The sequence below is a fragment of the Georgenia sp. genome, from assembly GCF_054605595.1.
In genome coordinates this window covers 1-23,635 of record NZ_JBTSDU010000038.1, presented here as the reverse complement: position 1 = coordinate 23,635, position 23,635 = coordinate 1, and the positions used below count along the sequence as shown (strand labels likewise).

22 protein-coding genes and 1 pseudogene are annotated in these 23,635 nt (G+C 72.2%); 15 read left to right on the top strand and 8 right to left on the bottom strand.

The features are described 5' to 3' along the window. From ACYC1Z_RS06700 to ACYC1Z_RS06680, 5 genes and pseudogenes are all read left to right on the top strand, one after another. A pseudogene (locus ACYC1Z_RS06700) lies at positions 1 to 311 on the top strand (ABC transporter permease); the annotation flags it as partial. Beyond that, positions 308 to 1,603, top strand: coding sequence for an ABC transporter permease (locus ACYC1Z_RS06695; protein ID WP_461408752.1), 1,296 nt, complete (start codon positions 308 to 310; stop codon positions 1,601 to 1,603). The pseudogene ACYC1Z_RS06700 and the gene ACYC1Z_RS06695, both read left to right, overlap by 4 nt. A gap of 117 nt (positions 1,604 to 1,720) precedes the next feature. Then, a complete protein-coding gene (locus ACYC1Z_RS06690) occupies positions 1,721 to 2,119 on the top strand; it encodes a cytidine deaminase (RefSeq protein ID WP_461408751.1) in 399 nt (132 codons plus the stop codon). Between the two features lie 54 nt (positions 2,120 to 2,173). After that, entirely contained in the window at positions 2,174 to 3,463 is a 1,290-nt protein-coding gene (locus ACYC1Z_RS06685; RefSeq protein WP_461408750.1) for a thymidine phosphorylase, read from the top strand. Between the two features lie 7 nt (positions 3,464 to 3,470). Next, entirely contained in the window at positions 3,471 to 4,658 is a 1,188-nt protein-coding gene (locus tag ACYC1Z_RS06680) for a hypothetical protein (RefSeq protein WP_461408749.1), read from the top strand. Between the two features lie 201 nt (positions 4,659 to 4,859). On the opposite strand, the gene ACYC1Z_RS06675 is transcribed toward ACYC1Z_RS06680, so the two are convergent. Continuing rightward, entirely contained in the window at positions 4,860 to 6,488 is a 1,629-nt protein-coding gene (locus ACYC1Z_RS06675) for an HNH endonuclease signature motif containing protein (protein WP_461408748.1), read from the bottom strand. A gap of 326 nt (positions 6,489 to 6,814) precedes the next feature. Here ACYC1Z_RS06675 and ACYC1Z_RS06670 point away from each other — a divergent pair, with 326 nt between their 5' ends. The 4 genes from ACYC1Z_RS06670 to ACYC1Z_RS06655 all read left to right on the top strand — a co-directional run bounded on the left by ACYC1Z_RS06670 (position 6,815) and on the right by ACYC1Z_RS06655 (position 8,864). Then, positions 6,815 to 7,114, top strand: a complete 300-nt coding sequence (locus tag ACYC1Z_RS06670) for a hypothetical protein (RefSeq protein WP_461408747.1) — start codon at positions 6,815 to 6,817, stop codon at positions 7,112 to 7,114. Beyond that, a complete protein-coding gene (locus ACYC1Z_RS06665; protein WP_461408746.1) occupies positions 7,099 to 7,326 on the top strand; it encodes a FitA-like ribbon-helix-helix domain-containing protein in 228 nt (75 codons plus the stop codon). Before ACYC1Z_RS06670 ends, ACYC1Z_RS06665 begins: the two co-directional genes overlap by 16 nt. Further along, a complete protein-coding gene (locus tag ACYC1Z_RS06660) occupies positions 7,323 to 7,787 on the top strand; it encodes a VapC toxin family PIN domain ribonuclease (protein ID WP_461408745.1) in 465 nt (154 codons plus the stop codon). The genes ACYC1Z_RS06665 and ACYC1Z_RS06660 overlap by 4 nt, the downstream gene beginning before the upstream one ends. Before the next feature lie 849 nt (positions 7,788 to 8,636). Continuing rightward, positions 8,637 to 8,864: a hypothetical protein gene (locus tag ACYC1Z_RS06655; protein ID WP_461408744.1), complete on the top strand. Its 228-nt coding sequence runs from the start codon at positions 8,637 to 8,639 to the stop codon at positions 8,862 to 8,864. A 109-nt stretch (positions 8,865 to 8,973) separates the two neighbouring features. On the opposite strand, the gene ACYC1Z_RS06650 is transcribed toward ACYC1Z_RS06655, so the two are convergent. After that, positions 8,974 to 10,686: a phospho-sugar mutase gene (locus tag ACYC1Z_RS06650; protein WP_461408743.1), complete on the bottom strand. Its 1,713-nt coding sequence runs from the start codon at positions 10,684 to 10,686 to the stop codon at positions 8,974 to 8,976. Between the two features lie 64 nt (positions 10,687 to 10,750). Next, entirely contained in the window at positions 10,751 to 11,578 is an 828-nt protein-coding gene (locus tag ACYC1Z_RS06645; RefSeq protein ID WP_461408754.1) for a purine-nucleoside phosphorylase, read from the bottom strand. A 257-nt stretch (positions 11,579 to 11,835) separates the two neighbouring features. Here ACYC1Z_RS06645 and ACYC1Z_RS06640 point away from each other — a divergent pair, with 257 nt between their 5' ends. After that, entirely contained in the window at positions 11,836 to 13,254 is a 1,419-nt protein-coding gene (locus ACYC1Z_RS06640) for an NAD(P)H-quinone dehydrogenase (protein ID WP_461408753.1), read from the top strand. Positions 13,255 to 13,282: 28 nt separating this feature from the next. On the opposite strand, the gene ACYC1Z_RS06635 is transcribed toward ACYC1Z_RS06640, so the two are convergent. The 3 genes from ACYC1Z_RS06635 to ACYC1Z_RS06625 form a co-directional block, all read right to left on the bottom strand. Then, positions 13,283 to 14,140 (bottom strand): carbohydrate kinase family protein, encoded by an 858-nt coding sequence (locus ACYC1Z_RS06635; RefSeq protein ID WP_461408742.1) that lies wholly within the window; start codon positions 14,138 to 14,140, stop codon positions 13,283 to 13,285. A 177-nt stretch (positions 14,141 to 14,317) separates the two neighbouring features. Further along, positions 14,318 to 17,116: an aconitate hydratase AcnA gene (acnA, locus tag ACYC1Z_RS06630; protein WP_461408741.1), complete on the bottom strand. Its 2,799-nt coding sequence runs from the start codon at positions 17,114 to 17,116 to the stop codon at positions 14,318 to 14,320. Continuing rightward, positions 17,113 to 17,481: a carboxymuconolactone decarboxylase family protein gene (locus ACYC1Z_RS06625; RefSeq protein WP_461408740.1), complete on the bottom strand. Its 369-nt coding sequence runs from the start codon at positions 17,479 to 17,481 to the stop codon at positions 17,113 to 17,115. The genes acnA and ACYC1Z_RS06625 overlap by 4 nt, the downstream gene beginning before the upstream one ends. 276 nt (positions 17,482 to 17,757) lie before the next feature. Here ACYC1Z_RS06625 and ACYC1Z_RS06620 point away from each other — a divergent pair, with 276 nt between their 5' ends. After that, positions 17,758 to 18,543, top strand: coding sequence for a hemerythrin domain-containing protein (locus ACYC1Z_RS06620; RefSeq protein WP_461408739.1), 786 nt, complete (start codon positions 17,758 to 17,760; stop codon positions 18,541 to 18,543). A gap of 155 nt (positions 18,544 to 18,698) precedes the next feature. Further along, positions 18,699 to 19,031: a cupin domain-containing protein gene (locus tag ACYC1Z_RS06615; protein ID WP_461408738.1), complete on the top strand. Its 333-nt coding sequence runs from the start codon at positions 18,699 to 18,701 to the stop codon at positions 19,029 to 19,031. 55 nt (positions 19,032 to 19,086) lie between these two features. Here the strand turns inward: ACYC1Z_RS06615 and ACYC1Z_RS06610 are convergent, their stop codons facing one another. Both ACYC1Z_RS06610 and ACYC1Z_RS06605 read right to left on the bottom strand, forming a co-directional pair. Further along, a complete protein-coding gene (locus ACYC1Z_RS06610) occupies positions 19,087 to 19,581 on the bottom strand; it encodes a hemerythrin domain-containing protein (RefSeq protein ID WP_461408737.1) in 495 nt (164 codons plus the stop codon). Positions 19,582 to 19,718: 137 nt separating this feature from the next. Beyond that, positions 19,719 to 20,414, bottom strand: a complete 696-nt coding sequence (locus ACYC1Z_RS06605) for a helix-turn-helix transcriptional regulator (RefSeq protein WP_461408736.1) — start codon at positions 20,412 to 20,414, stop codon at positions 19,719 to 19,721. Between the two features lie 144 nt (positions 20,415 to 20,558). Here ACYC1Z_RS06605 and purE point away from each other — a divergent pair, with 144 nt between their 5' ends. The 3 genes from purE to ACYC1Z_RS06590 form a co-directional block, all read left to right on the top strand. Next, complete coding sequence (gene purE / locus ACYC1Z_RS06600) at positions 20,559 to 21,086, top strand: 5-(carboxyamino)imidazole ribonucleotide mutase (protein ID WP_461408735.1); 528 nt, start codon at positions 20,559 to 20,561, stop codon at positions 21,084 to 21,086. A 103-nt stretch (positions 21,087 to 21,189) separates the two neighbouring features. Further along, the gene (gene galE / locus ACYC1Z_RS06595) at positions 21,190 to 22,179 is read left to right on the top strand and encodes a UDP-glucose 4-epimerase GalE (protein WP_461408734.1); all 990 of its coding nucleotides are present in this window, start codon (positions 21,190 to 21,192) and stop codon (positions 22,177 to 22,179) included. Positions 22,180 to 22,468: 289 nt separating this feature from the next. After that, positions 22,469 to 23,635, top strand: a 1,167-nt coding sequence (locus ACYC1Z_RS06590) for an LCP family protein (RefSeq protein WP_461408733.1), incomplete at its 3' end; no start/stop codon positions are given.

Sequence of the window (23,635 nt, the reverse complement as noted above, 5' to 3'; positions counted from 1 at the left end):
CCGAGAAGGCGCTGACCGCCGGGGTCGCCGCCAGCTACGGCTTCGACGCCATCACGGTGGCCCTGCTCGGCCGGTCCCGGCCCGTGGGGACCTTCTTCGCCGGGCTCCTCTTCGGCGGACTGAAGGCCGGCGGCTTCCTGATGCAGTCCACCACACCCACGCCGATCGACATCATCCTGGTGGTGCAGTCGATCATCGTGCTCCTCATCGCCGCCCCGCCACTGGTGCGGGCGATCTTCCGGCTCCCCACCCCCGGAGCCCGATCCCGTAGCAAGGCCGTGCGGTCGGCCGTGAAGGAGGCGACGGCATGAGCGCCGTGCTGACCCGAGAGCCTGCTCCCGCACAGGAGGAGCGCGCCGTCGTCCTCAGGCCGATCAGCTGGCGTTGGCCGATCCTGTACGGCGTCCTGGCCGTGGTCGCCGTCGTATTCTTCGCGCTGTTCCCCGAGGGTGGCCGGTCGACGACGTTCCAGCTCTCCCGCGGCGGCGACATGTGGGCGATCCCCAACTTCGCCGTCCCGCTCACGGCGACGAACGTCATCCTCGGCGCGCTCCTGGTGGTGCTGACCGCCTACGTCGCCTACGTCACCGTGCAGCGCCGCACGGTCGGGGTGTGGGCGCCGGTCCTGTTCGGCATCGCGTTCGTGCTCATGTTCCTCGTCTGGGTCGGTGCGGGGCGGTCCACCGTCATCCCGCTCACCACGCTGCTCTCCGGCGCGCTCGCGCTGTCGGTGCCGCTCGTCTTCGGTGCGCTCTCCGGCGTCCTGTGCGAACGCTCCGGCATCGTCAACATCGCCATCGAGGGCCAGCTCCTCGGCGGGGCCTTCCTGGCCGCCGTCGTCGGCTCGTTGACGTCGAGCGCCTACCTCGGCATGATCGCCGCGCCGATCGCCGGCATGCTCGTGGGCGCGCTGCTGGCGTTCTTCGCCGTGAAGTACTTCGTGGACCAGATCATCGTCGGTGTCGTGCTCAACGTGCTCGTCATCGGGTTGACCAGCTTCCTGTTCTCCACCGTGCTGACGGACAACAAGGCCACCTGGAACGCCAGCCAGCGCCTGCCCGAGCTGCCCATCCCGCTGCTGTCGGAGATCCCCGTCATCGGGCCCGTGCTGTTCCGCCAGACGTTGCTCGTCTACATCATGTACGCCGGCGTGATCTTCCTGCAGATCTGGGTGTTCCGCAGCCGCTGGGGTCTGCGGATGCGCGCCGTCGGCGAGCACCCCAAGGCCGCCGACACGGTGGGCATCAAGGTCAACCGCACCCGCGTGGTCAACACGATCATCGGCGGCGGGGTGGCAGGACTCGGTGGCGCGTTCTTCACCGTCGGTTCCGGGCTCGCGTTCGGCAAGGAGATGTCCGCCGGACAGGGCTACATCGCCCTGGCGGCGATGATCCTGGGCAAGTGGAACCCGAAGGGTGCGGTGGCCGCGGCCCTGCTGTTCGGGTTCTCCAAGAACCTCGGGAACGTGCTGTCGACCATCGGCTCGAACGTGCCCTCGGAGTTCCTGCTGATGCTGCCGTACGCCGTGACCATCTTCGCCGTCGCGGGGTTGGTCGGCAAGGTCCGGGCACCCGCCGCGGAGAACATCCCGTACATCAAGTAGGCCGCACGTCTCACGTGGTCCGCACCGCACGTCGCGTCGCCGTTCGCCGGGTCACTGCCGGCTGACGGCGGGCATCGTCACCGACCGAACCGTCGTCACCGACCAGGAGGCAAAGCCGTGAACACGATCGACACGAGCACGTGGGAGAGCCTGCGTGAGCTCGCCCGCGAGGCGATGCGCCGCGCCTACGCGCCCTACTCGCACTACCCCGTGGGAGCCGCCGCGCTCGTCGACGACGGCCGGACCGTCTCCGGCTGCAACGTGGAGAACGCCAGCTACGGGATCACCTTGTGCGCGGAGTGCGGCCTCGTGTCCGACCTGATCCGCAGCGGCGGCGGGCGGCTCGTGGCGTTCACCTGCGTCGGCGGCGACGACGCGCTGCTCGTGCCGTGCGGGCGCTGCCGCCAGCTCCTGTGGGAGCACGGCGGCGCCGAGCTCCTGGTGGAGATGCCCAGCGGGATCCACCCCATGAGCGACGTCCTGCCCGAGGCCTTCGGCCCCGCGCACCTGGCGTAGGCCCCTCGTACGCGGCGTTCGGGCCGAGCCGTCCCGCGCCGGTAGCGTGGGCGCATGACCAACACCTTCGACGCCGTCGACATCATCCGCACCAAGCGCGACGGCGGTGCGCTGAGCCCCGAGCAGATCGACTGGGTGATCGACGCCTACACCCGCGGCGCCGTCGGCGAGGAGCAGATGAGTGCCCTCGCGATGGCGATCTTCCTCAATGGGATGGACCGTGCGGAGATCGTCCGGTGGACCCAGGCGATGATCCGGTCCGGCGAACGTATGGACTTCTCGTCCCTGAGCCGCCCCACCGCCGACAAGCACTCCACCGGCGGCGTCGGCGACAAGATCACCCTCCCGCTCGCTCCGCTCGTCGCCGTCTTCGACGTCGCGGTGCCCCAGCTCTCCGGCCGCGGGCTCGGCCACACCGGCGGCACGCTCGACAAGCTCGAGTCCATCCCCGGGTGGCGCGCAGACCTGACCAACGAGCAGATCCTCGCCCAGCTCGACAGCGTCGGCGCCGTGATCTGCGCGGCCGGAAGCGGCCTGGCCCCGGCGGACAAGAAACTCTACGCCCTGCGCGACACCACCGCCACGGTCGAGGCCATCCCACTGATCGCCAGCTCGATCATGAGCAAGAAGATCGCCGAGGGCACCGACTCCCTCGTCCTGGACGTCAAGGTCGGCTCCGGTGCGTTCATGAAGGACGCCGCCCGCGCCGGCGAGCTCGCCCGCACGATGGTCCAGCTCGGCACCGACGCCGGGGTCCACACCGTCGCGCTCCTCACGGACATGTCAACCCCGCTCGGCCGCACCGCCGGCAACGCGCTGGAGGTGCGCGAGTCGGTGGAGGTCCTCGCCGGGGGCGGGCCGTCCGACGTCGTCGACCTCACCATCGCACTGGCCCGCGAGATGCTCGACGCCGCCGGCCGCCCCGATGCGGATCCCGCGGCCGCGCTCAAGGACGGTCGCGCCATGGACGTGTGGCGCCGGATGATCGCCGCCCAGGGCGGGGACCCCGATGCCGCGCTACCCGTCGCACGGCACACCGAGGAGGTCCTCGCCGAGGCCGACGGCGTGCTGACCGCCCTCGACGCGTACGCCGTCGGTGTCTCCGCGTGGCGCCTCGGCGCCGGGCGTGCCCGCAAGGACAACCCGGTGCAGGCGGTGGCCGGGATCGAGATCCACGCCAAGCCGGGGGACCGGGTGAGGAAGGGCCAGCCGCTCCTCACGCTGCACACCGACACCCCGGACCGGTTCGCGCGCGCGATCGAGGCGCTCGAGGGCGGCATCGTCATCGGCGACGCCGCGCCGGGGGGCCCGACATCGATCGTGCTCGACCGCGTGGTCGGCTGAGCACTCCATGGTCGCGCGCGGCGGGTGGCGCCGGCTCTCGCTGAGCACCCTGGTCGCGGCGTTCACGCGGCCGTTGCGCGCGGCAGGGGCGGATGTCGCCGCGCCGACTCGCCACCGGCCCGTCCCTGCCCCGGCCGACACGGGTGTGCCGGTGACGCTCCCTGGTGTGCCGGTGACGCTCCCTGGTGTGCCGGTGACGCACGCGGGCGTGCCGGTGACGCTCCCTAGTGTGCCGGTGACGCTCGGGGGCACCCTCGTGCGCCAGACCGACCAGACCACGTGCGGCTCCACAGTTCTGCTCATGCTCGCCGCAACCGGTGATCCGGTGCTCGCGCTGTGGCTCGAGAGGGGCGAGCTGCCCGCCGACCTGCCGCGCCATCGGATACCGCCGGAGATCCCGCCGACGCTGCGTCCGAGATTCTCCGCGGCAGCCACGGCCACCCCCACCACCGCCCCAGGCATCACGACCGCGGCCTCAGCAACCACCACAGCCCCAGCAACCACCACAGCCCCAGCAACCACCACGGCCCCAGTCACCACGGCCCCAGCCATCATCACCGCGGCCCCGGTCACGACCGTGACCGAGCGTCTCTCCGCCGCCCAGCAGTACATCAAGGGGCGCACGGGTGCCCGCGCCGTCGGGCTCCTGCGCTGGCCCGGCCGGTTCGGCACGCCGCCATGGACGGCGGCCCGCGAGGCGCGGTTCCCCAGCGTGGCCTATCGGGCCGTCCCCCTCGATGACGCCGCCCCCGCCGCGGCGGCGCTGCTCGCCAGCGTCCACCGTGCGACGACGGCCGGGGTGCCCGTCCCGCTGTACACCGGGGGAGACATCGGCCGGGGCATCGCGACGGCCATCCCGCGTCACGTGGTCCTCGCGGTCCCGCCGCCGGCCAGCCGGCCCGCCCCCGCCGTGAGCGACCGCGCCGGCCCCGCCGACAGTGACCGGTCCGCTCCCGCCGTCAGCGACCGGCCCGGCTCTGGCGCTGGCAGCCGGCCCGGCCCCGGTCTCAGTGGGAAGCTGCTCCATCTCTACGACCCGGCGAGTGGGAAGGTCTACCAGGTCCCGCTCGCCGAGTTGCTGCACCGCACGGAGCCGCACCCCGCGCTCGGCGGGTGGACCCACGTTGCCGTGGTGCTGCTCCCCACCCGCGTCACCAGCCGAGAGTGTGACCTCACCTGGCGTGACCTCGTCTGACCTCGTCTGACCTCATCTGACCCAACGCGACCTCGCCTGATCTCGCCTGACCTGACCCGATCTGACCTGACCCGATCTGACCTGACCCGATCTGACCTGGTACTCGCCGCAGCGCTGCTCGTCGTCGTGCAGCGCGTCGTCGGTGCCGCGGGATCGTTGGGATCGGAACTGTTGGGATCGGCCGCTGCGATCCCCAGTCACTCACGCGACGGCGGCGCCCTGTGTGGCGTCGGGCCCCGCATGGGCCCACGCATTCAACAGGACCGATGTCGCATACCCGGCGTGGAGCGGCTCGCCGCCCCACTGGGGGGTGAGGCTCCATGGGTCCGTCGGCCCGTTCAGGAACGGGATGCCTGCCGGGCCTGACGTGCCGGCAGAACATCCGCTGTCCGGGACGGCCTGCACTGCATGGCCGTCGGCGTCGCGAACCCGCACGATCCCGTCAACACCGAGGCTCAGCGAGAAGCCGCCCTCGTGGAGGAGCCGGTGGTGGGTGCCGCACAGCAGCACCATGTTCGACAGGACGGTGGGACCGCCGTCGGCCCAGTGGACGACGTGGTGGGCGTTGATGAAGCGACGCCGGTCGCAGCCGGGGTAACGGCAGCCGTGGTCGCGAGCCCAGAGCGCCCTGGTAAGGGCGGCGCCAGGTTTGCGGACGCGTGCCCCCACCTCGAGGGTATGTCCCGACACCCCGACACCGTTCTCGTGGATGTGGAGGACGATACCGCCGTCGCAGGCGAGTCGGCGCGCGGTCTCCGGGGCGATTGAGGAGCCGTGCTCGAGGCGGGGTGTCGTGATCAACGACTCGGCGACCAGCAGCTGTGGAGGGATGGCGGCCACGGCATCGTCGACCATGGTGCTGCTGTCCACGGGATCCTCAGCGATGGCATCGACGACCGCGGCGCTGCTGCTGGCGGCCCTCTTGGTCGCGGGTCCATCAGTTGCAAGATCGGCCAGCGTCACGTGCACGGCCGTCTCCACCACCCTGCTGGTGCGCACCACGTTCGTGCCCGTCGCGGGCTCCTCGGTGCACATCTCCACCATGGCGTCGGCCAGTGACCGTCCGTTCTCGATGACGGTATCGAGAACGGGACAGTCGGACGGGTTGGCGCCTCCGACGTCGGGATCGACCTCGGGGGCGGGTGGTGCGCCAGCCATTTCCTCCCGCGCCCTCGCTCGGCGCTCCTCGAGCGCACCGACGATCACGGCGCCGTCTTCCGGTGAGAACCGGCCCGAGAGGAGCAGAGAGCCGTCTTCTGCCCACCGCCATGACAACTGGCGGCGAGCGTGTCGCAGGCTGGCGGACATGGCGGACTCCGCGGTGCGGAGGCCACGCACGAGTCGCTCGAGGTGGTTGGCCGGCGCGCACAGGGCTATGTCGACGAGATCGGCCTCATTCCGCGGCGTGGCCACTCGGGTGATGGCACGCACCTTGGAGTAGGAGATCTTCCCCGCCGCGAAGGCGTCGACGGTCTTCGGCAGGTCCCGTAAGGCCCGCGCCACCCGGACGTGCTCGCGTGCACTGGACGGCCCCATGCCGCACCGCCACCCGAGCCAGTGCGCGCAGGACATGATGCCGTGTGACGCCCAGGCGTCTCGGGCGTCGAGCTCTCCGATGAGGATCAGCAGACGGCACGTGGCGACGGCAATCCGCCCGGCGAGCGAGGAGATCTCCTCCGCCAGCGCCTCGTCGTCCTCGGGGACGTCGAGCAGCATCGTGGGCGGTGCGACGATCGCGGAGACAGCGACCGGGCCGGTCGCCTTGAGGTTCGGCAGCTCGGGGGTGCCCGATGTGGTCTCGGGCGGTGCGTCGTCGATGACGGTGACCATGGCCAGCCTCCTTGAAACGGTTGTTCGAAGGCTAGCGTCGGGGTACGACATCGGCAGGATCTCGCCGTTACGTCCGGTGGGCGTGATAACGGACGGTTTGCCTCGTATCGTGGTGGCGCCATCGTGACGTTTCCGCGGAAACGTCGGCCGGGGTCAGCCGGTTGATTCCAGGCGTGTGCGGAGGTTGTGTTCCGATGGTGGGTGACCTCCGGGGTCGTTGGGCGTTTTCGCTTGGGACCGGTGCGCCGTCGGTCTCAAGGCATACATTGGCTTCATCTCGCTCAGCGCATCGAAGTTGTCGCCGCCCGACGGGCCGCGCTCAACGCGTGACCCTCGCCTTCGACTTCCACCCGGAAGCCCAGGCCGAGTTCGCTGCTGACGTCGACTGGTACGACGCCCGCGAGCCTGGCGTGGGCGGCCGCAATGACGTGTCGACCTGCGGCCGACATCTCGCCGTCCCGCTCCGGGGTCCGCATCCGGTGATCGACCGGCCGCCGAAGGCAGGTGCTGCCGCTCATCCGGCCCACCGCCAGGCAGTCGCGCTGATGCTGTCGGGACGCCGCATCAACCGGGTAGCGATATCATGCGGGCGATATCGGGGGTGGTCGTTTTGGAGCAGATCCTGATCCGCAACCTTCCCGCGGGGACCAAGGCCGCGCTTCGCGCGCGTGCCAGGCAGCATCACCGGTCGGTCGAGGCGGAGGCGCGCGATGTGCTCACCCGGGCTTTGGAGGGCGAGCCCATCACGATTGTTGACCTCCTGGGCACCGACGAAGGTGCCGACGTCGAGTTCGAACCCGGGCGCCTGAGCCTGACGGCTCACTCAGCGCAACTGTGAAGTACCTCTTGGACACCAACGTCGTGTCCGCATCGCGGGTCCGTGGGTGCAGCCGGCCCGTCGAGGTGTGGGCAGCGTCGGTTCCCATCGGTGACCAGCTCGTCTCAGTATTCACCGTCGCGGCGATCGAGCGAGGAGTGATTGCCAAGGCGCGATCCGACGTCGAGCAAGGAGCGGTCCTGCGTCGCTGGTTCGACGAGAACGTCTTGCCCACGTTCGCCGACAGGGTGCTGCCGTTCGACCTGTCGGCGGCCCGGATCCTCGCGGCCTCTCGGGTTCCCGAGCACGCACCGTTCGACGACGCCCTCATTGCCGCCGTCGCGGAGTCTGCAGAGATGGCCGTCGTGACACGGAACACCAAACACTTCGAACCCCTCGACGTCCCTTGCCTCAATCCGTGGGACACAACCGGGTCCGGAGACTGCCCCGACGCGCGCTCAATCGCTGTGTCCACGCGATGAGGTGATGAGCATGAGCTCCCGTCGCTTCCATGGGCGACAGCCATGGACCAGGAGAGCCGAGGTCAGTACCCGGAAACCGCACGCTGTGCGGCTGTGACCGACGTCGATGGACACGAATCACCGGTTGACGATCGGCCACCGGGACGGACGGAGCAACTAGTGCTGTTGGCGTCGGGACACTCCCCACGCATCGCACGAAGCAGGCTACGGGGCCGGCCGGCGCCCGGCAGTTTCCGCCGGGAGGTCTCGGCGTGATCCGGCCCGGATCGAGGCCACGATCGCCGAGCGAGCCGACACTCAGCGAGTCCGCAAACAGTCCGCAAGGAGTCCGGCCGAGACCGATCTGCACCATCGACGCCCAACGCTCCCGCGAACGCGTTTCCGCAGGTCAGACTGAGTTTTTCGGCACCAACCAACGAGATGATCGAGAACGGCTGGAAACCCCAGTTTTCGTTCCGCGGAAACGTCGACCGGGTCAGCCGGTTGGTTCCAGGCGGGTGCGGAGGTTGTGTTCCGATCGTGAGGTGGGCTCCGGGGTCGTCGGACGTTTCCGTGGAAACGTCGGCCGGGGGCACTCGGTTGGTTCCAGGCGGGTGCGGAGGTTGTGTTCCGATCGTGAGGTGGGCTCCGGGATCGCCGGAAGTTTCCGCGGAAACGTGGCCGGTCTCACCGCCCGCCCGATCGCGCCAGCCCGGCCGACTATCGAGTCCCGGCCGCCGGGCCCACCGGTTCGCCCCTCCCGGAGGGCGCCCCACGGGATGTCGTCCCCGGGCAATCGCGCCTGACGGTTGCGGTGCCCGCGCCACCGGGGCAGGCTGACAGCGCGGCCCACTACTTCGAGGAGGAGCCATGAGCAGCCAGGTACCCGACGTCGAGATTCCCGTCGAGCGCGACCCCGACGCGCTGGGCGAAGAGCACGAGATCGAGGACACTCCCGGCGCTCAGCCCGAGGAGTACAGCCCCGAGCTCGATCTGACCGACCCGGTGCGGGAGGCGAGCCGCGCCGACGTCGCCGACCAGATCGCCGAGGTGCCCGTGGACGATGAGGGGGCGGACGACACCACGGCAACGGAATAGCGCCGCTCCGGGAGCCGTCGGCCGGGTGGGACCCGTCAAGCGGGCCGGGAGCCACCCGGCCGGGGTGGGGTGCCGTCGCCGCACCGGAGCCGTCGCCGCACCGGAGCCGTCAGTCGGCGGAGATCCCCACCAGTGCGGCGACGTCGCGCTTGAGCTCCGTCAGCCGTGCGGCGGCGCGCTGCCGGGTGGTCCGCACCGATTCGTCCTGCACCGGTTCGATCACCTCGAGGTAGGCCTTGAGCTTCGGCTCGGTGCCGGAGGGGCGGATGATCACCCGGTCGTCCGCCGCCGTGAGGTAGACCAGCCCGTCCGTGGGCGGCAGGTCGGCCGAGCCCTCCGCCAGGTCGGTCACGGACACGACGGGTGAGCCGGCGAGCGTCTGCGGCGCCGAGCCCCGCAGCCGGATCATCGCCTCCGCGATCACCGAGACGTCCTCGACCCGCACCGTGTACGGGCTCGTCGCGTGCAGCCCGAACCTCTTGGCCAGGTCGTCCAGCGCGTCGACGAACGTGGCATTGGCGTCGTGCAGCTGTGCGGCGAGGTACGCCAGGCGCAGGGCCGCCGTCATGCCGTCCTTGTCGCGCACCGCCTCGGGGTCCACGCAGTAGCCGATGGCCTCCTCGTACCCGAAGGACAAGTCCTCGGCGCGGGAGATCCACTTGAAACCGGTCAGCGTGGTGCGGTGCCGGAGCCCGTGCGCCTGGGCGATGCGCGCCAGCTGCCGGGAGGAGACGACTGAGTTGGCGAGTACGCCGCGCCCGGTCATCGCGGTGGCGACGCCGGTCTGCTCGCCCAGCAGCGAGCCGATCTCGTCACCGGTGAGCTGGCGCCAGCCGCCGACGGCGTCGCTGTCGCGGATGGCGGCGGAGCAGCGGTCGGCGTCGGGATCGGTGGCGAGCACGAGGTCCGCATCCTCCTCGCGGGCCATCGTCATGGCCAGGTCGAGGGCGCCGGGCTCCTCGGGGTTGGGGAACGCAACCGTGGGGAAGTCCGGGTCCGGCTCGGCCTGGAGCGGCACGAGCCGCACGTCGGCGAACCCGGCCTCGTTCAGCACCCGCTGCGTCGTCCGGCCCCCGACGCCGTGCATCGGGGTGAGCACGATGCGCAGGTCGCGTGAGTGCCGGCGGGGGATGAGGGAGACGGCGCGGGTGACGTAGGCGTCCTCGATCTCGCTCCCCAGGGCCTCCCACCCGTCGACGGCGAGCGGCACCTCCGCGGCGGGGCCGACGGCGGCGATCTTCGCGGAGATCTCGGCGTCGAACGGCGGGACGATCTGCGCGCCCTGGCCGGAACCGGTGACGGCGCGGCCGCCGAGGTAGACCTTGTAGCCGTTGTCCTGGGGCGGGTTGTGCGACGCGGTGACCATCACCCCGGCGTCGGTGCCGAGGTGGCGCACCGCGAACGCCAGCACCGGCGTCGGCAGGGCGGAGGGGAGCAGCTTGGCCCGGCCGCCCGCGGCGGTGACGACGGCGGCGGTGTCGCGGGCGAACTGGGCGGAGCCGTGGCGGGCGTCGTAGCCGATGACGACGGTGAAGTCCGGCCCGACGCGCTCGGCAAGGAATGCCGCGAGCCCGGCGGCCGCCTGGATGACGACGGCGCGGTTCATCCGGTGCGGGCCGGCGCCGAGGGCCCCGCGCAGCCCGGCGGTACCGAACTCCAGCCGCCCGACGAAGCGGGAGTCGAGGTCCGCGCGGGCCGCGGCGGCGTCCTCCGGGTCACCGGACTCGGCCCGGGCCAGCAGGCCGGTGAGCTCCTCGCGGGTGGCGGGGTCGGGGTCGGCGTCGATCCAGGCGCGGACCACATCGGTCGTGGTGGTGCTCATTCCATCCTCCTTGACAACGCCCGGGCGGCGGGGCCGCCCGGAAACCTCTACCGGGCCCGCACGATCACAGGGCCCGCACGATCTCCGCGAGCAGGCGGGAGATGCGCGGCCCGGCAGCGCGCCCGGCCGCCAGCACCTCCGCGTGGGCGAGCGGGGAGTCCGAGATGCCGGCGGCCAGGTTGGTCACGAGCGAGATCCCGAGGATCTCCAGCCCGGCATGGCGCGCCGCGATGGCCTCCAGCGCGGTGGACATGCCCACCAGGTGACCGCCCAGCCGCTTGGCCATCTGCACCTCGGCCGGCGTCTCGTAGTGCGGGCCGGGGAACTGGACGTAGACGCCGTCGGCCAGTGACGGGTCGACACGCCGGGCCACCTCCCGCAGGCGGGCGGAGTACAGGTCCGTGAGGTCGACGAACGTGGCCCCCTCGAGGGGGGAGGCGCCGGTGAGGTTGATGTGGTCGCTGATGAGCACCGGGGTGCCGGGCGGCCACTCCGCCACGAGCCCGCCGCAGCCGTTGGTGAGCACCACCGTCGAGGCGCCCGACGCCGCGGCGGTGCGGACGCCGTGCGCGACGCGGCGCACGTCCCGGCTCTCGTAGTAGTGGGTGCGGGCGCCGATCACGAGGGCGTGCTTGCCGGTGTCGCCGATGCGCACCGAGGTCAGCTTGCCGCCGTGGCCGACGGCGGTGGGGGCGCTGAACCCGGGGATCGTGGCGGCGTCGACCTCGGCGACCGTCTCGCCGAGCAGGTCGGCGGTGCCCGCCCAGCCGGAGCCGAGCACGAGGGCGACGTCGTGGCGCGCCACCCCGGTGGCGGCCACGAGCGCCTCGGCGGCGTCCCGGGCCAGGGCGAAGGGATCGGGCGCGCCGGCGCCGGGGGCGTCCGAGTTCATGCTCATGAGGGCGACGTTATCGCGAAGCCGCGCGCCGTCGCGAAGCCGCGCACCGCCACGAAGGGCTGCGCACCGCTGCGAAGGGCCGGCCGGCGCCCAGCCCCGCGCGGCGGCCGCGCGCCACGACGGCACGTTCGGCACAATGGCTCGATGTGAGCACCTCTCCCGGACCCGTCCCGCCGCCCGCCACCGAGACCGTCGGAGCCGCAGCGACCACCGACGAGCACCGCCGCGAGTCGAGCGCCGGGGCGTCGCCGGTGCGGCAGGGTTCGCGTGTCGTCATCGTCGGCGGCGGGCCCGGCGGGTACGAGGCGGCGCTGGTGGCCGCCCAGCTCGGTGCCCGGGTGTGGCTCGTCGAGCGGCAGGGCGTGGGCGGCTCCGCCGTCCTGACCGACGTCGTCCCCTCCAAGACGCTGATCGCCACCGCCGAGTGGCTCACCGTGACCGAGCAGGCCGCGGACCTGGGCATCGTCGTCGAGGGCGGCCCCGACCTCGACCCGGGCTCGCTGCGGGCGGACCTGCTCACCGTCGACCAGCGGGTGATGCGCCTGGCCGCCAAGCAGTCCAAGGACATCCGCACCCGGCTCGAGCGGGAGGGGATCGAGATCCTCGCCGGCACCGGCCGCCTCGACGCCAACATCCACCCGGACGGTTCGCGCGCCATCCACGTCGCGCTCGCCAACGGCGACACCACGAAGCTCGACGCCGACCTCGTGCTGGTCGCCACCGGCGCCACCCCCCGCGTGCTGCCCACCGCCGAGCCCGACGGCGAACGGATCCTCACCTGGGCCCAGATGTACGACCTCACCGAGATGCCCGAGCACCTCGTGGTGATCGGCTCGGGCGTGACCGGTGCCGAGTTCGCCGGCGCCTACAACGCCCTGGGCGCCCAGGTCACGCTGATCTCCAGCCGCGACCAGGTGCTGCCCGGCGAGGACCCGCACGCCGCCGAGCTCATCGAGGCCGTGTTCCAACGGCGCGGCATGACGGTGCTCTCGCGCTCGCGGGCCGCGGGGGTGCGGCGCGTGGGCGACGGCGTCGAGGTGGCGCTGACCGACGGGCGCGTCATCGCGGGCTCGCACTGCCTGGTTGCCGTGGGTGCCGTGCCGTCCACCACCGGCATCGGGCTCGAGGAGGCCGGCGTGCACCTGACCGCGTCCGGGCACGTCGAGGTCGACCGGGTCTCGCGCACCAGGGCGCCGCGCGTGTACGCCGCGGGGGACTGCACCGGCGTCCTGCCGCTGGCGTCCGTGGCGGCCATGCAGGGGCGGATCGCGATGTGGCACGCGCTCGGCGACGCCGTCGCCCCGCTGAACCTGGGCACGGTGGCGGCGAACATCTTCACCGCGCCCGAGATCGCGACCATCGGGGTGACGCAGAAGCAGATCCAGTCCGGGGAGGTCGACGGCGAGATCACCCGCTTGCCGCTGACGCGGAACCCGCGCGCGAAGATGCTGGGCGTGAAGGAAGGCTTCATCAAGCTGTTCTCGGACCGCGGCACGGGCACCGTGATCGGTGGTGTGGTCGTGGCGCCGCGGGCGAGCGAGCTGATCTACCCGATCACCATCGCCGTGACGCAGCGCCTCACCGTGGACCAGCTGGCCAACGTGTTCACGATCTACCCGTCGCTGACCGGCAGCATCGCCGAGGCCGCCCGGACGCTGCACCGGTCCTGACCGACGCCGTCACCAGTGCCGACCGACGCTACGCGGTGATCAGTAGGGCACCCCGCTCGGCGTCGAGCTCCGCCCGGGTAGGGGGCTGACCGTGGTTCCGCGAGGCGATCGCGGCCGCTGCGGTGGCGTTGTCGAGGAGCTCCTTGAGACTGCCCCAGACCAAGGTGCGCAGGTCCTGGCGGGCCCAGACGCCCAGGAGGCCGCCGCGCCAGAGTGCGTCGATGACGCCGGTCATGAACGCGCCGTCCGTCTGGTCGTCATCGGCCGGGTGGCCAGGGGACGTGGCCACCTCCCCGACGGCGTTGACCGCCCATGCGCCGTCGCCGCCGGAGACGATGACGATCCCGGGCCCGGCGGACAGCCACCGACGGACGACGGTCTGACGCTCCTCGCCGGGCCAGAGCCACTCGAGGTCCCGGACGGACGCCTTGACGAGGTCGCTGCGGGCGATGAGTCCCTCCACTCTCGTCCGAACCTCCTCCGGCGGGCCCATGAGCGCCGGCCGGACGCCGAGGTCGTAGGTGATGGTGGCACCGGGCTGGTAGGCGGCGACGGTGCGGGCGACCGCGGGGGCGGACGGCTCCGCCACGGCGCTGACGGAGCCGACGTGGACCACGAGCGGGTAGTACACCGGCCCAGCCGTGCGCCCGGTCGAGCCGCCGGGCCCGCGGGGCGCGATGAGCTCGACCGGGTGGCCCAACCGCGCCAGCCCGGCAGCGACGCGCGCACCGCCGGCATCCTGGGCGTCGCCGGCCCCCTCGGCGTCGCCGAGGACGAAGGCGGGGGCGTCCAGCCCCCAATGCTCGGTGAGCGTCGGCGTCGGCGCCCAGGCGAGCGTGGTCGGCGCCTTGGTCCCGTCCCCGAGCGTCGGATCGCTGCTGGGCATGCGGAACGGCGTGCCGCTGGCGTTGGGTGCTCGCGCGGAAGGGAACGTTTCCGGAAGTGGATCCGGCGGCATCTCGGTCTGGCGCATCGTCCGGGGGGTCATCGGGCTGTCTCCTTGGGGCTGAGGCCGGTCGGTGATGGCGGGCGGCCGGTCGGGGGTGGCGGCGCCAGTGCGGGTCTAGCGCTCGAGCAGCTGGCGAAGGACGTAGGGCAGGATGCCGCCGTGGCGGTAGTAGGCCTCCTCGGCGGGGGTGTCGATCCGCACCCGCGCGCTCAGCTCGCGGACCTGGCCGCCCGCCTCGACGTGGACGGTGACCTGCGCGGGCAGGTTGTCGGAGCCTTCGAGCCCGGTGATGGAGTACGTCTCCTCCCCGGTGAGGCCGAGGGACTGCGCGGTGTCGCCGTCGTGGAACTGCAGCGGCAGCACGCCCATGCCGATGAGGTTGGAGCGGTGGATGCGTTCGAAGGAGGTGGCCAGGACGGCCCGGACGCCCAGGAGCATGGTGCCCTTGGCGGCCCAGTCCCGGGAGGAGCCGGAGCCGTAGTCGGAGCCGGCGATGATGACGAGCGGGACGCCGTCAGCCGCGTACTTCTGGGCGGCGTCGAAGATGCTCTCCGGCTCTGCGCCGGGCAGGTGGCGGGTGTACCCGCCCTCCACCCCGGGGACGAGCTTGTTGCGCAGGCGCACGTTGGCGAACGTGCCCCGGATCATCACCTCGTGGTTGCCGCGGCGCGAGCCGTAGGAGTTGAAGTCCTTGCGGTCCACGCCGTGGTCGAGGAGGTAGCGGCCGGCCGGGGAGTCGGCCCGGATGGCCCCCGCGGGGGAGATGTGGTCGGTGGTGACCGAGTCCCCGAGGTAGGCCAGCACCCGCGCATCGGTGATGTCGGCGATCGGCTCCGGCTCGCGCGGCATGTCGTCGAAGTACGGCGGACGGCGCACGTACGTCGAGGCGGGCGACCAGTCGAAGGTCTGCGACTCCGTCAGGGACATGGACCGCCAGTTCTCGTCGCCGGTGAGGACGTCGGCGTAGCCGGTGGCGAACATGTCCGCCTCGACGTTGGCGTCCACGACGGCCTTGATCTGTGCCGTCGTCGGCCAGATGTCCCGCAGGTACACGTCCCGGCCGTCCGTGCCGCGCCCGAGCGGTTCGCGGAGCAGGTCCGCGTGCATCGAACCCGCCAGGGCATAGGCGATGACCAGCGGGGGCGAGGTCAGGAAGTTCATCTTGGTCTCGGCGTGGATCCGGCCCTCGAAGTTCCGGTTGCCGGACAGGACCGACGCGGCGGTCAGGTCGTGGCCGGTCACCGCCTCGCTGACCTCGGGGATCAGCGGCCCGGAGTTGCCGATGCAGGTGGTGCACCCGTAGCCCACGAGCTGGAACCCGAGCTGGTCCAGGTACGGGGTCAGCCCGGCCCGCTCGTAGTAGTCGGTGACGACCCGTGAGCCGGGCGCCAGGGTGGTCTTGACCCAGGGCTTCGAACGCAGCCCCCGCTCGACGGCGTTCTTGGCCAGCAGCCCGGCCCCGATCATCACCGACGGGTTGGACGTGTTCGTGCACGAGGTGATGGCCGCGATGACGACGGCGCCGTGGTCGATCGTGGCGCGCTCGCCGGCCAGCACGATCTCGGTGGGGTAGCTGGGCCAGGACTGCGGGTCGGCGTCGTCGTCGTCGGTGCGCGCGCGCGGCGGCTCGTCGCGCCCGATGCGGGAGCTGACGGCGATCGGGTCGCTCGCGGGGAAGGAGTCGGCGGCGGCGTCGTCGAGGCCGCCCTGGACCGCCTCGGCGTGGGACTTCCCGGCGAGCAGCCCGCGGACGGTGTGTTGGGCCGCCCGGAGGGGAATCCGGTCCTGGGGCCGGGACGGGCCGGCGAGGGAGGGCTCGATCGTGGCCAGGTCGAGCTCGACGACCTGGGAGTAGTGGGGGACGGCGTCCGGGTCGTGCCAGAGCCCCTGCGCCTTGGCGTAGGCCTCGACCAGGGCGATCTGTTCCGGGCTCCGGCCGGTGAGGCGCAGGTAGGACAGCGTCTCGTCGTCGACCGGGAAGATCGTGACGGTCGAGCCGTACTCGGGGCTCATGTTGCCCAGCGTGGCCCGGGTGGCCAGCGGCACGTTCGCGACGCCGGGGCCGAAGAAGTCCACGAACTTCCCGACGACGCCGGTGCGGCGCAGCAGCTCGGCGACCGTGAGCACGAGGTCGGTGGCCGTCGTGCCCTCGGGGAGCTCACCGGTCAGCTTCAGCCCCACGACCTGCGGGATCAGCATGCTCATCGGCTGCCCCAGCATGGCGGCCTCGGCCTCGATGCCGCCCACGCCCCAGCCCAGCACCCCGAGGCCGTTGACCATCGGGGTGTGGGAGTCGGTGCCCACCAGGGTGTCCGGGTAGGCGGCGGGCCGCTCGGCGTCGTCGCGGGTGAAGACGACGCGGGCGAGGTACTCGAGGTTGACCTGGTGGCAGATCCCCGTGTCCGGGGGCACCACGCGGAAGTCGTCGAACGCCTGCTGGCCCCACCGCAGCAGCTGGTACCGCTCGGCGTTGCGTTCGAACTCCAGGTCGGCGTTGATCCGGAAGGCGTCCGCCCGGCCGAAGACGTCGGCGATGACCGAGTGGTCGATCACCAGGTCGGTAGGGATCAGCGGGTTGATCCGGGCGGGATCGCCGCCCGCCACGGTCATGGCGTCGCGCATCGCCACCAGGTCCACCACGCACGGCACGCCCGTGAAGTCCTGCATGAGCACCCGGGCGGGGGTGAACTGGATCTCGGTGTCCGGTGCCGCCGTCGGGTCCCACGCCGCCAGGGCGCGCACCTGCTCGGCGGTGACGAGGTGCCCGTCCTCGTTCCGCAGCAGGTTCTCCAGCAGGATCTTCAGGCTGTAGGGGAGGCGGGCGGCGCCGTCGACGCGGTCCAGGCGGAAGATGTCGTAGGTGGTCGCGCCGACCGTGAGCTGGTCCCGGGCGCCGAAGCTGTTGCCGGTCATGGCCGTGCCTGCCCGTCGGGTGCGGCGGCGTCATGGTGGTGGGGGGCCATCGCGTTCAACGCGATGGTGGCGTGGGCGTAGGCGCCCCCGGCGCGCATCTCGGCGGCCACCCAGATCGCCTCCATGACCTCTTCCTCGCTGGCACCCTTGCGCCGGGCGAGCTTGCTGTGGCCGTTGATGCAGTACGGGCACTGGGTGACGTGCGCGACCGCGACGGCGATCAGCTGTTTGGTCTTCTCGTCCAGCGCCCCGGCGGTGAAGACCGCCTGGCTGAACTGTTTCCACGCCGCGTGGATCCCCGGCGCGAGCGCTTCCCGGTGGGCCGCGACCTGCGGCGTGGTCGGCTGGTACAAGGACTCGGCCATGAGTACGTTCCTCACCTCGTCGGTGCGTGCCCGGCTCGGCCCGGAGCAAGCCACCCGGGTGGTCGTGTGAGCTCGGACACGTCGGTATCTCGTTCAGGCTACAAGCGTTCCTCCGATCCGGCATCAAAGAAACCTGACCGCTCCGCCCCGACCCTCGACGCCGGGGTCGGGCGCCGGTCCGGGCGGGGATGGGGACCAGGACCCCTTCCCTATTTCTACGAGTGCTGTTGTAATAAACAGGGTCCGCACCACCGTCATCTCCCCTCGGAGGCCGACATGACCCGCACCCTGCAACCCGCTGACCTCACCGGCGCCGTCGAGGCCCATCACAGCACGCTGGAGTCCGAGCTGATCCGCCGCACCGAGTCCCTCCTGGGGGCCGTCGGGGCGCGTGCGGCCCACGAGCCGGCCCAGCAGGACCTCGTCAGCTTCGTCTGCCTGGAGATCCTGCCCCACGTCCAGGCCGAGCAGGAGCTGCTCTACGACCCGGCACCGGATGCCCCCACCGCACTGCTCGGGCGGGCCATGCGCGCCCAGCACCGCCAGCTCGCGGCATTCGCCGCCGAGGTCGAGCACGCCCGCACCGGGATGGACGCGGCGGCGGCGGCCAGTGCCCTCGTCGCGCTGTTCATGGCCCGGGCCGAGGTGGAGAACACCGTGCTCCTGCCAGCGCTGGCCGCCGCCGGCACCGACCTGCCCACGCTCTTGGCCCACCAGCCCGAGATCACCGGCGAGGACGAGCCGACGGCGGAGTTCGGGTCGACGGCGGGGCTCGGGTCGACGGCGGCGCCGGGGCCGACGGCGGGGCCGGGGGTGTCCGGGCTGGCCCGGGATGCCGAGCCCCGCGTTCTCGACCTGAACGGCCTGGACTACCCCGACTGCCGGGAGCGGCTCCGCGCGACCATCGGGGCGCTCGAGCCGGGCCGGGAGTGCACGATCCTGAGCGGCCCGGAGCTGGTCTCGCTGCGCTACGAGCTCGAGGCCACCCTGCCCCGGGGCTTCCGCTGGTCCATGCCCACCGGCACGCCGGGACGGTTCGCCACCGTGGTCCGGCGCGACTGAGCCTCACCGACCGGCGGACCGGCGGACCGGCTGACCGACAGGACCAACCAACGGACCGAGGGACCGACCGTCCGGCTGACCGGCCATCGGCACGAACTGCCGGACCAGCGGGCCGTCCGGTGTCGCTCAGGGCGACATCCGTGGACACTGTCCACATGCAGAAGATCTCGATCGAGGCCCTCGCCCGGCAACAGCTCAAGGCAGCCCGTGACGCGGCCGGCACCCGGGCGGCGGATACCGTCTTCGGCGGCCATGAGAAGGTCCTGCGCCAGACCGTGGTCGGTCTGGTCCAGGGCACCCACCTGGGTGAGCGGGAGAATCACGACGACGCCACGATCTACGTCCTCAGCGGCCGGGTGCGGCTGTGGGCCGGCGAGGTGTCCTGGGAGGCCCGCACCGGCGATCTGCTGATCGTGCCCGACGCCCGGCACAGTCTCGAGGCGGTGGAGGACTCCGCGCTGCTGATCACCGTCGCCAAGCGTCCCTGACCCGGCGGCCGCCGCCGCCTGACCCGGTGGCCGCGATGATGGCTCGACATCCTCCTCAGACGGTGTCGGCACCCAGCATCTCGGCGCGCCCGGCGATGAGGACCGAGGCGTCCACCCCCGCCTCGCTCAGCGTCGGGATCAGGACGGTCTCCTCCTTCTCCATCCGCAGGATGAACAGCATCACCAGGGCGCGGGCCGACAGCGCCGCGTCCAGGCCGGTCTTGGCCTGGTCGATGTGCTCGACGAGGCTCAGCAGCGACTTGTGGTCCAGTTCCAGCGCCGCCACCAGGGCGTGGGCGCCGACATCCCGCGCCGCGTTGTAGAGCACCGTCTCCTCGGTCTCCAGATGCGCGAAGACGTCCCCGTGGAGGAACTCCACGAGCTCACGTCGGGCGGGATCGTGGTCCTCGCCGGCGGCAACGGCATTGACCAGGGCCGCCTCGCGCTGGACCAGCTCGGTCCACAGCTCGGCGTGGTGCCGATGTGCCGCCTGCGGGACCGAATCCTCGCTCGGTGGATCCGATGGACTATTTTCTCCGGTCTGACTCATACAAACCATTGACGGCGATGGCTTCGAAAAGCGCAAGAGTCCGGACCACCCACCCCGGTCGCCCCCACCCACGACCCGAGCCGTAGAACCCCTGGGTCGCGGAGGTCCGGCGGGACCCGGTCCGTGAAGACGGACGGTCAGTCGCCCTTCGCGATGGTCAGGTGCGCCTCGCAACCCGCCGGGCCGGCGAAGGGCACGAGGTGCTCGGCGGTCACGGGTGTGTCGAGGCGTTCGAGGACCCCGCGCATCAGGCCCAGGTGCAGCGAGCAGACCACGTCCTGGTGGTTCTGGGCGACCTCCAGGAACGGGCAGTGCCGCTGCACGATGGTGACGCCCGTGGCATTGACGTCCGTGGCGCTGACGTCCGTCTCGGGGACGAAGCCCACCTCGCCGAGGGTGGTGACCAGGGTGTCGAGCGCGTCGGCGGCGGCCGTCGGGCCCGCCGGGTGCGCGGTGCGGGCCAGGCCCCAGGACCGCCCGGCCTCGATCGCGGCCGACGCCGGGGCCGGGCTCAGTTGCTCGACGAGCGTGGCCAGCACCTGGGCGAGCTGGGCGAACTCGCGGTGGCCGCGCCCGGCGTCGGGCACCGAGTTGGCGACGTAGGTCAGCGGCGGTCGGCCCGGTTCGCCGCTGTGCTGAATCCGGCGGGAGACCAGGCCGACCTGCTCCAGGCGGTCGAGGTGGAACCGCACCGTGTTGGGGTGCAGGTCGGTGCCCCGGGCGACCTCCGGTACTCCGCACCCGTCCGGGTTGGCGCGCACGACCTCCAGCACTCGTCGGCGCGATGCCGTGCGGGCCTGTTCCGTGCCGGTGTCGGCTGGACGCTGGCTCATCAGGACATGATCTCACCAGCGGCCACGACGGGGGGCGCACGAAACGAGGTGCTTGTGAAACGAGGTGGGTCTTCTGTCCGGCGGTGACGGTGCGAGACTGGTGCCCGCCGCACCGCAGGGCGGCATCCACACACGGAGGCAACGATGGGCGCGACGGTCGGGATCGTCATGGGCTCGGACTCGGACTGGCCCGTCATGAGGGACGCGGCCGACGTGCTCGAGGAGTTCGAGGTCGGGGTCGAGGTGGACGTCGTCTCGGCGCACCGCATGCCCGCCGAGATGCTCGAGTACGGCCGCTCGGCGGCCGAACGCGGCCTGCGGGTGATCGTCGCCGGCGCGGGCGGCGCGGCCCACCTGCCCGGCATGCTCGCCGCGGTCACCCCGCTGCCGGTGATCGGCGTCCCGGTGCCGCTGCAGCACCTCGACGGCATGGACTCGCTCCTCTCGATCGTGCAGATGCCCGCCGGCGTGCCGGTCGCCACCGTGTCCATCGGCGGCGCCCGCAACGCCGGCCTGCTCGCCGTCCGCATCCTCGCCGCGGGCACGGACGACGACGCCGCCCGCCTGCGCGCCCAGATGGTCACCTTCCAGGAGGGGTTGCGCCAGGTCGCGCAGGAGAAGGGCGCGAGGCTGCGCGCCCAGCGCACCACCAAGGTCGGCTTCGGGAGCTGACCTCGCGGCAACCCGCGCCGAGGCCCGGACGGCGGCCCGGCGCCGCGCGGGCGAGCGCCCCGCCCCGTGCCGGTGGGTCGGCCGCGCCGCTACCCTCAGCACCGTGAGCACCCTGGTGATTGGCGGCGCCGGCTACATCGGCGCCCACGTGGTCCGACTTCTCCTCAACCGCGGCGAGGAGGTGCTCGTCGCCGACGACCTCTCCACCGGCGCGGCCGAACGCATCGGCGCGGCGACCCTCGTCGAGCTCGACGTCGCCGGCCCCGGCGCACAGGCGACCCTCGAGCGGGTCATGCGCGAGCACGGCGTGAGCGCCGTCATCCATTTCGCCGCCCGCAAGCAGGTGGGGGAGTCGGTCGCCCGCCCGGCCTGGTACTACCAGCAGAACGTCGGCGGCATGGCCAACATCCTGGCGGCCATGGAGGCCGCCGGGGTGAAGCAGATGATCTTCTCCTCCTCCGCCGCCGTCTACGGCATGCCCGACGTCGAGCTCGTCACCGAGGAGACCGAGCAGCGGCCCATCAACCCCTACGGGGAGACCAAGGTCGTGGGCGAGTGGCTGCTCGCCGACTGCGCGCGTGCCTGGGGCCTGCGGTGGACGGCGCTGCGATACTTCAACGTCGCCGGCTCCGGCTGGCCCGACCTCGGCGACCCGGCGGTGCTCAACCTCGTGCCGATGGTGCTCGACCGCCTCGCCCGCGGGGACCGCCCGAAGATCTTCGGCGACGACTACCCGACGCCCGACGGCACCTGCGTGCGTGACTACATCCACGTGCTCGACCTGGCGCACGCCCACCTCGCCGCCCTCGACCACATCGTCAAGGGGTTCGACGACGGCGCGGCGCCGCACGTGTTCAACGTCGGCACCGGGGAGGGGGCATCCGTCCGCGAGGTGGTCGACACGATCGGTGCGGTCTCCGGCCTGGACGTGACGGCCGACGTCGAGCCCCGCCGCCCCGGCGATCCGCCCCGCCTGGTCGCCTCGCCCGAGCGTGCCGTGGACGTGCTGGGCTGGAAGGCCGAGCACGGGCTGGTCGACATCGTCCGCAGCGCCTGGGACGCCTGGCAGGCGGGCCCGCGCCGCATCGGCTGACGCGCCGCCACCCGAACCCGCCACCCCGGGCCGCGCTGCCACCCGGCTCATCACCCCGGCCCGCCACCCCGGCCGCTGTCGCGCATTCGAGACCCACCCGCACGGCCAAAACACCGCCACGCGCCCCCGGTGAGGTGTACCCATGGAGCCTGAGCCGCCGGGGGACCGGCGGTGGCGATGTGCCGGTGCCGGCACAGGGCCGGTAGATGTGGCAAGGGGCAGGAGCCGGCGGGGAACCGGCGGTGCAGGCAACGAACCGGTGCAGGTGGCAAGGACGAGGAGGGCGCCGATGGCGAACGCCGCACCGCATCCTGCGGACCCCCCGTCGCCCGCGCCCCCCGCGGGCCGGCGGCACCCGCACCTGCGGACGCTCGTCACCGTCACGGTGAGCATCCTCCTGCTGCTCGCCGCCGGCGTCGTCGCCAGCGGGCTCTACCTGCGCGCCACGGTGCAGTCGAGCGTCGAGTGGATCGAGGACCCCTTCGCCGGCCTGACCGACCGCCCGGAACCCGCCGGCGTGGACCCCGACCGCCCGGACCCCGCCGGCCCGGCCGCCGTGCCCACCGAGGCCGGCAGCGCGCCCACCGAGGCCGGCGGCGTCGCTGCGGGCCAGGACGCCCCGGCCGCTGCCCGCCCGCTCACGATCCTGCTCCTCGGCTCCGACTCGCGGATCTCCGCCGGTGACGCGGGCAACTGGGAGTACGGGGCGCAGCGCACGGACGCGATCATGCTCGTCCAGTTCCCCGCCGACCGGCAGCACGCGTTCGTCATGTCGATCCCGCGCGACTCCTGGGTCGACGTCCCCGGCTACGGCATGAACAAGATCAACGCCGCCTACTCCTACGGCGGCCCGTCGTTGCTGATCCAGACGGTTGAGCGGCTCACCGGCGTGCGCACGGACCACTTCGTCGTCGCCGACTTCGAATCCTTCGCCACGCTGACCGACGCGCTCGGCGGGGTCACCATCGACCTGGCCGAGCCGATGAGCTCGCGGGGCCTGGCCCTGGACGCCGGCACGCATCACCTCGACGGCGCGCAGGCGCTCATCTACGTCCGCCAGCGCTACGGCCTGCCCCGCGGCGACCTCGACCGGGTGCAGCGCCAGCAGAACTGGCTCCGGTCGATCGCCGTCGCCGGCGAGCAGGAGCGGGTGCTCTCCGACCCGGCGCGGCTGCTCGGCATGCTCGAGCTGGTCACGGGCTCCCTCGCCGTGGACGAGGGCTTCGACGTGGTCGAGATGGCCGCGCTCGGGGTGTCCGCCCGCGGGATCTCCACCGGCGACGTCCGCTTCCTCACCGCCCCGGTCGCCGGCCTGGGTCGCAGCCCGGACGGGCGCCAGTCCGTCGTCTTCCTCGACGACGCCCGCATGCGCGCACTCTCGGCCGCCTTCGTCACGGACGACGTCGAGGCCTACCTCGCGGCGCACCCGGACGACGTCGAGGTGCTGGGCTGGTCC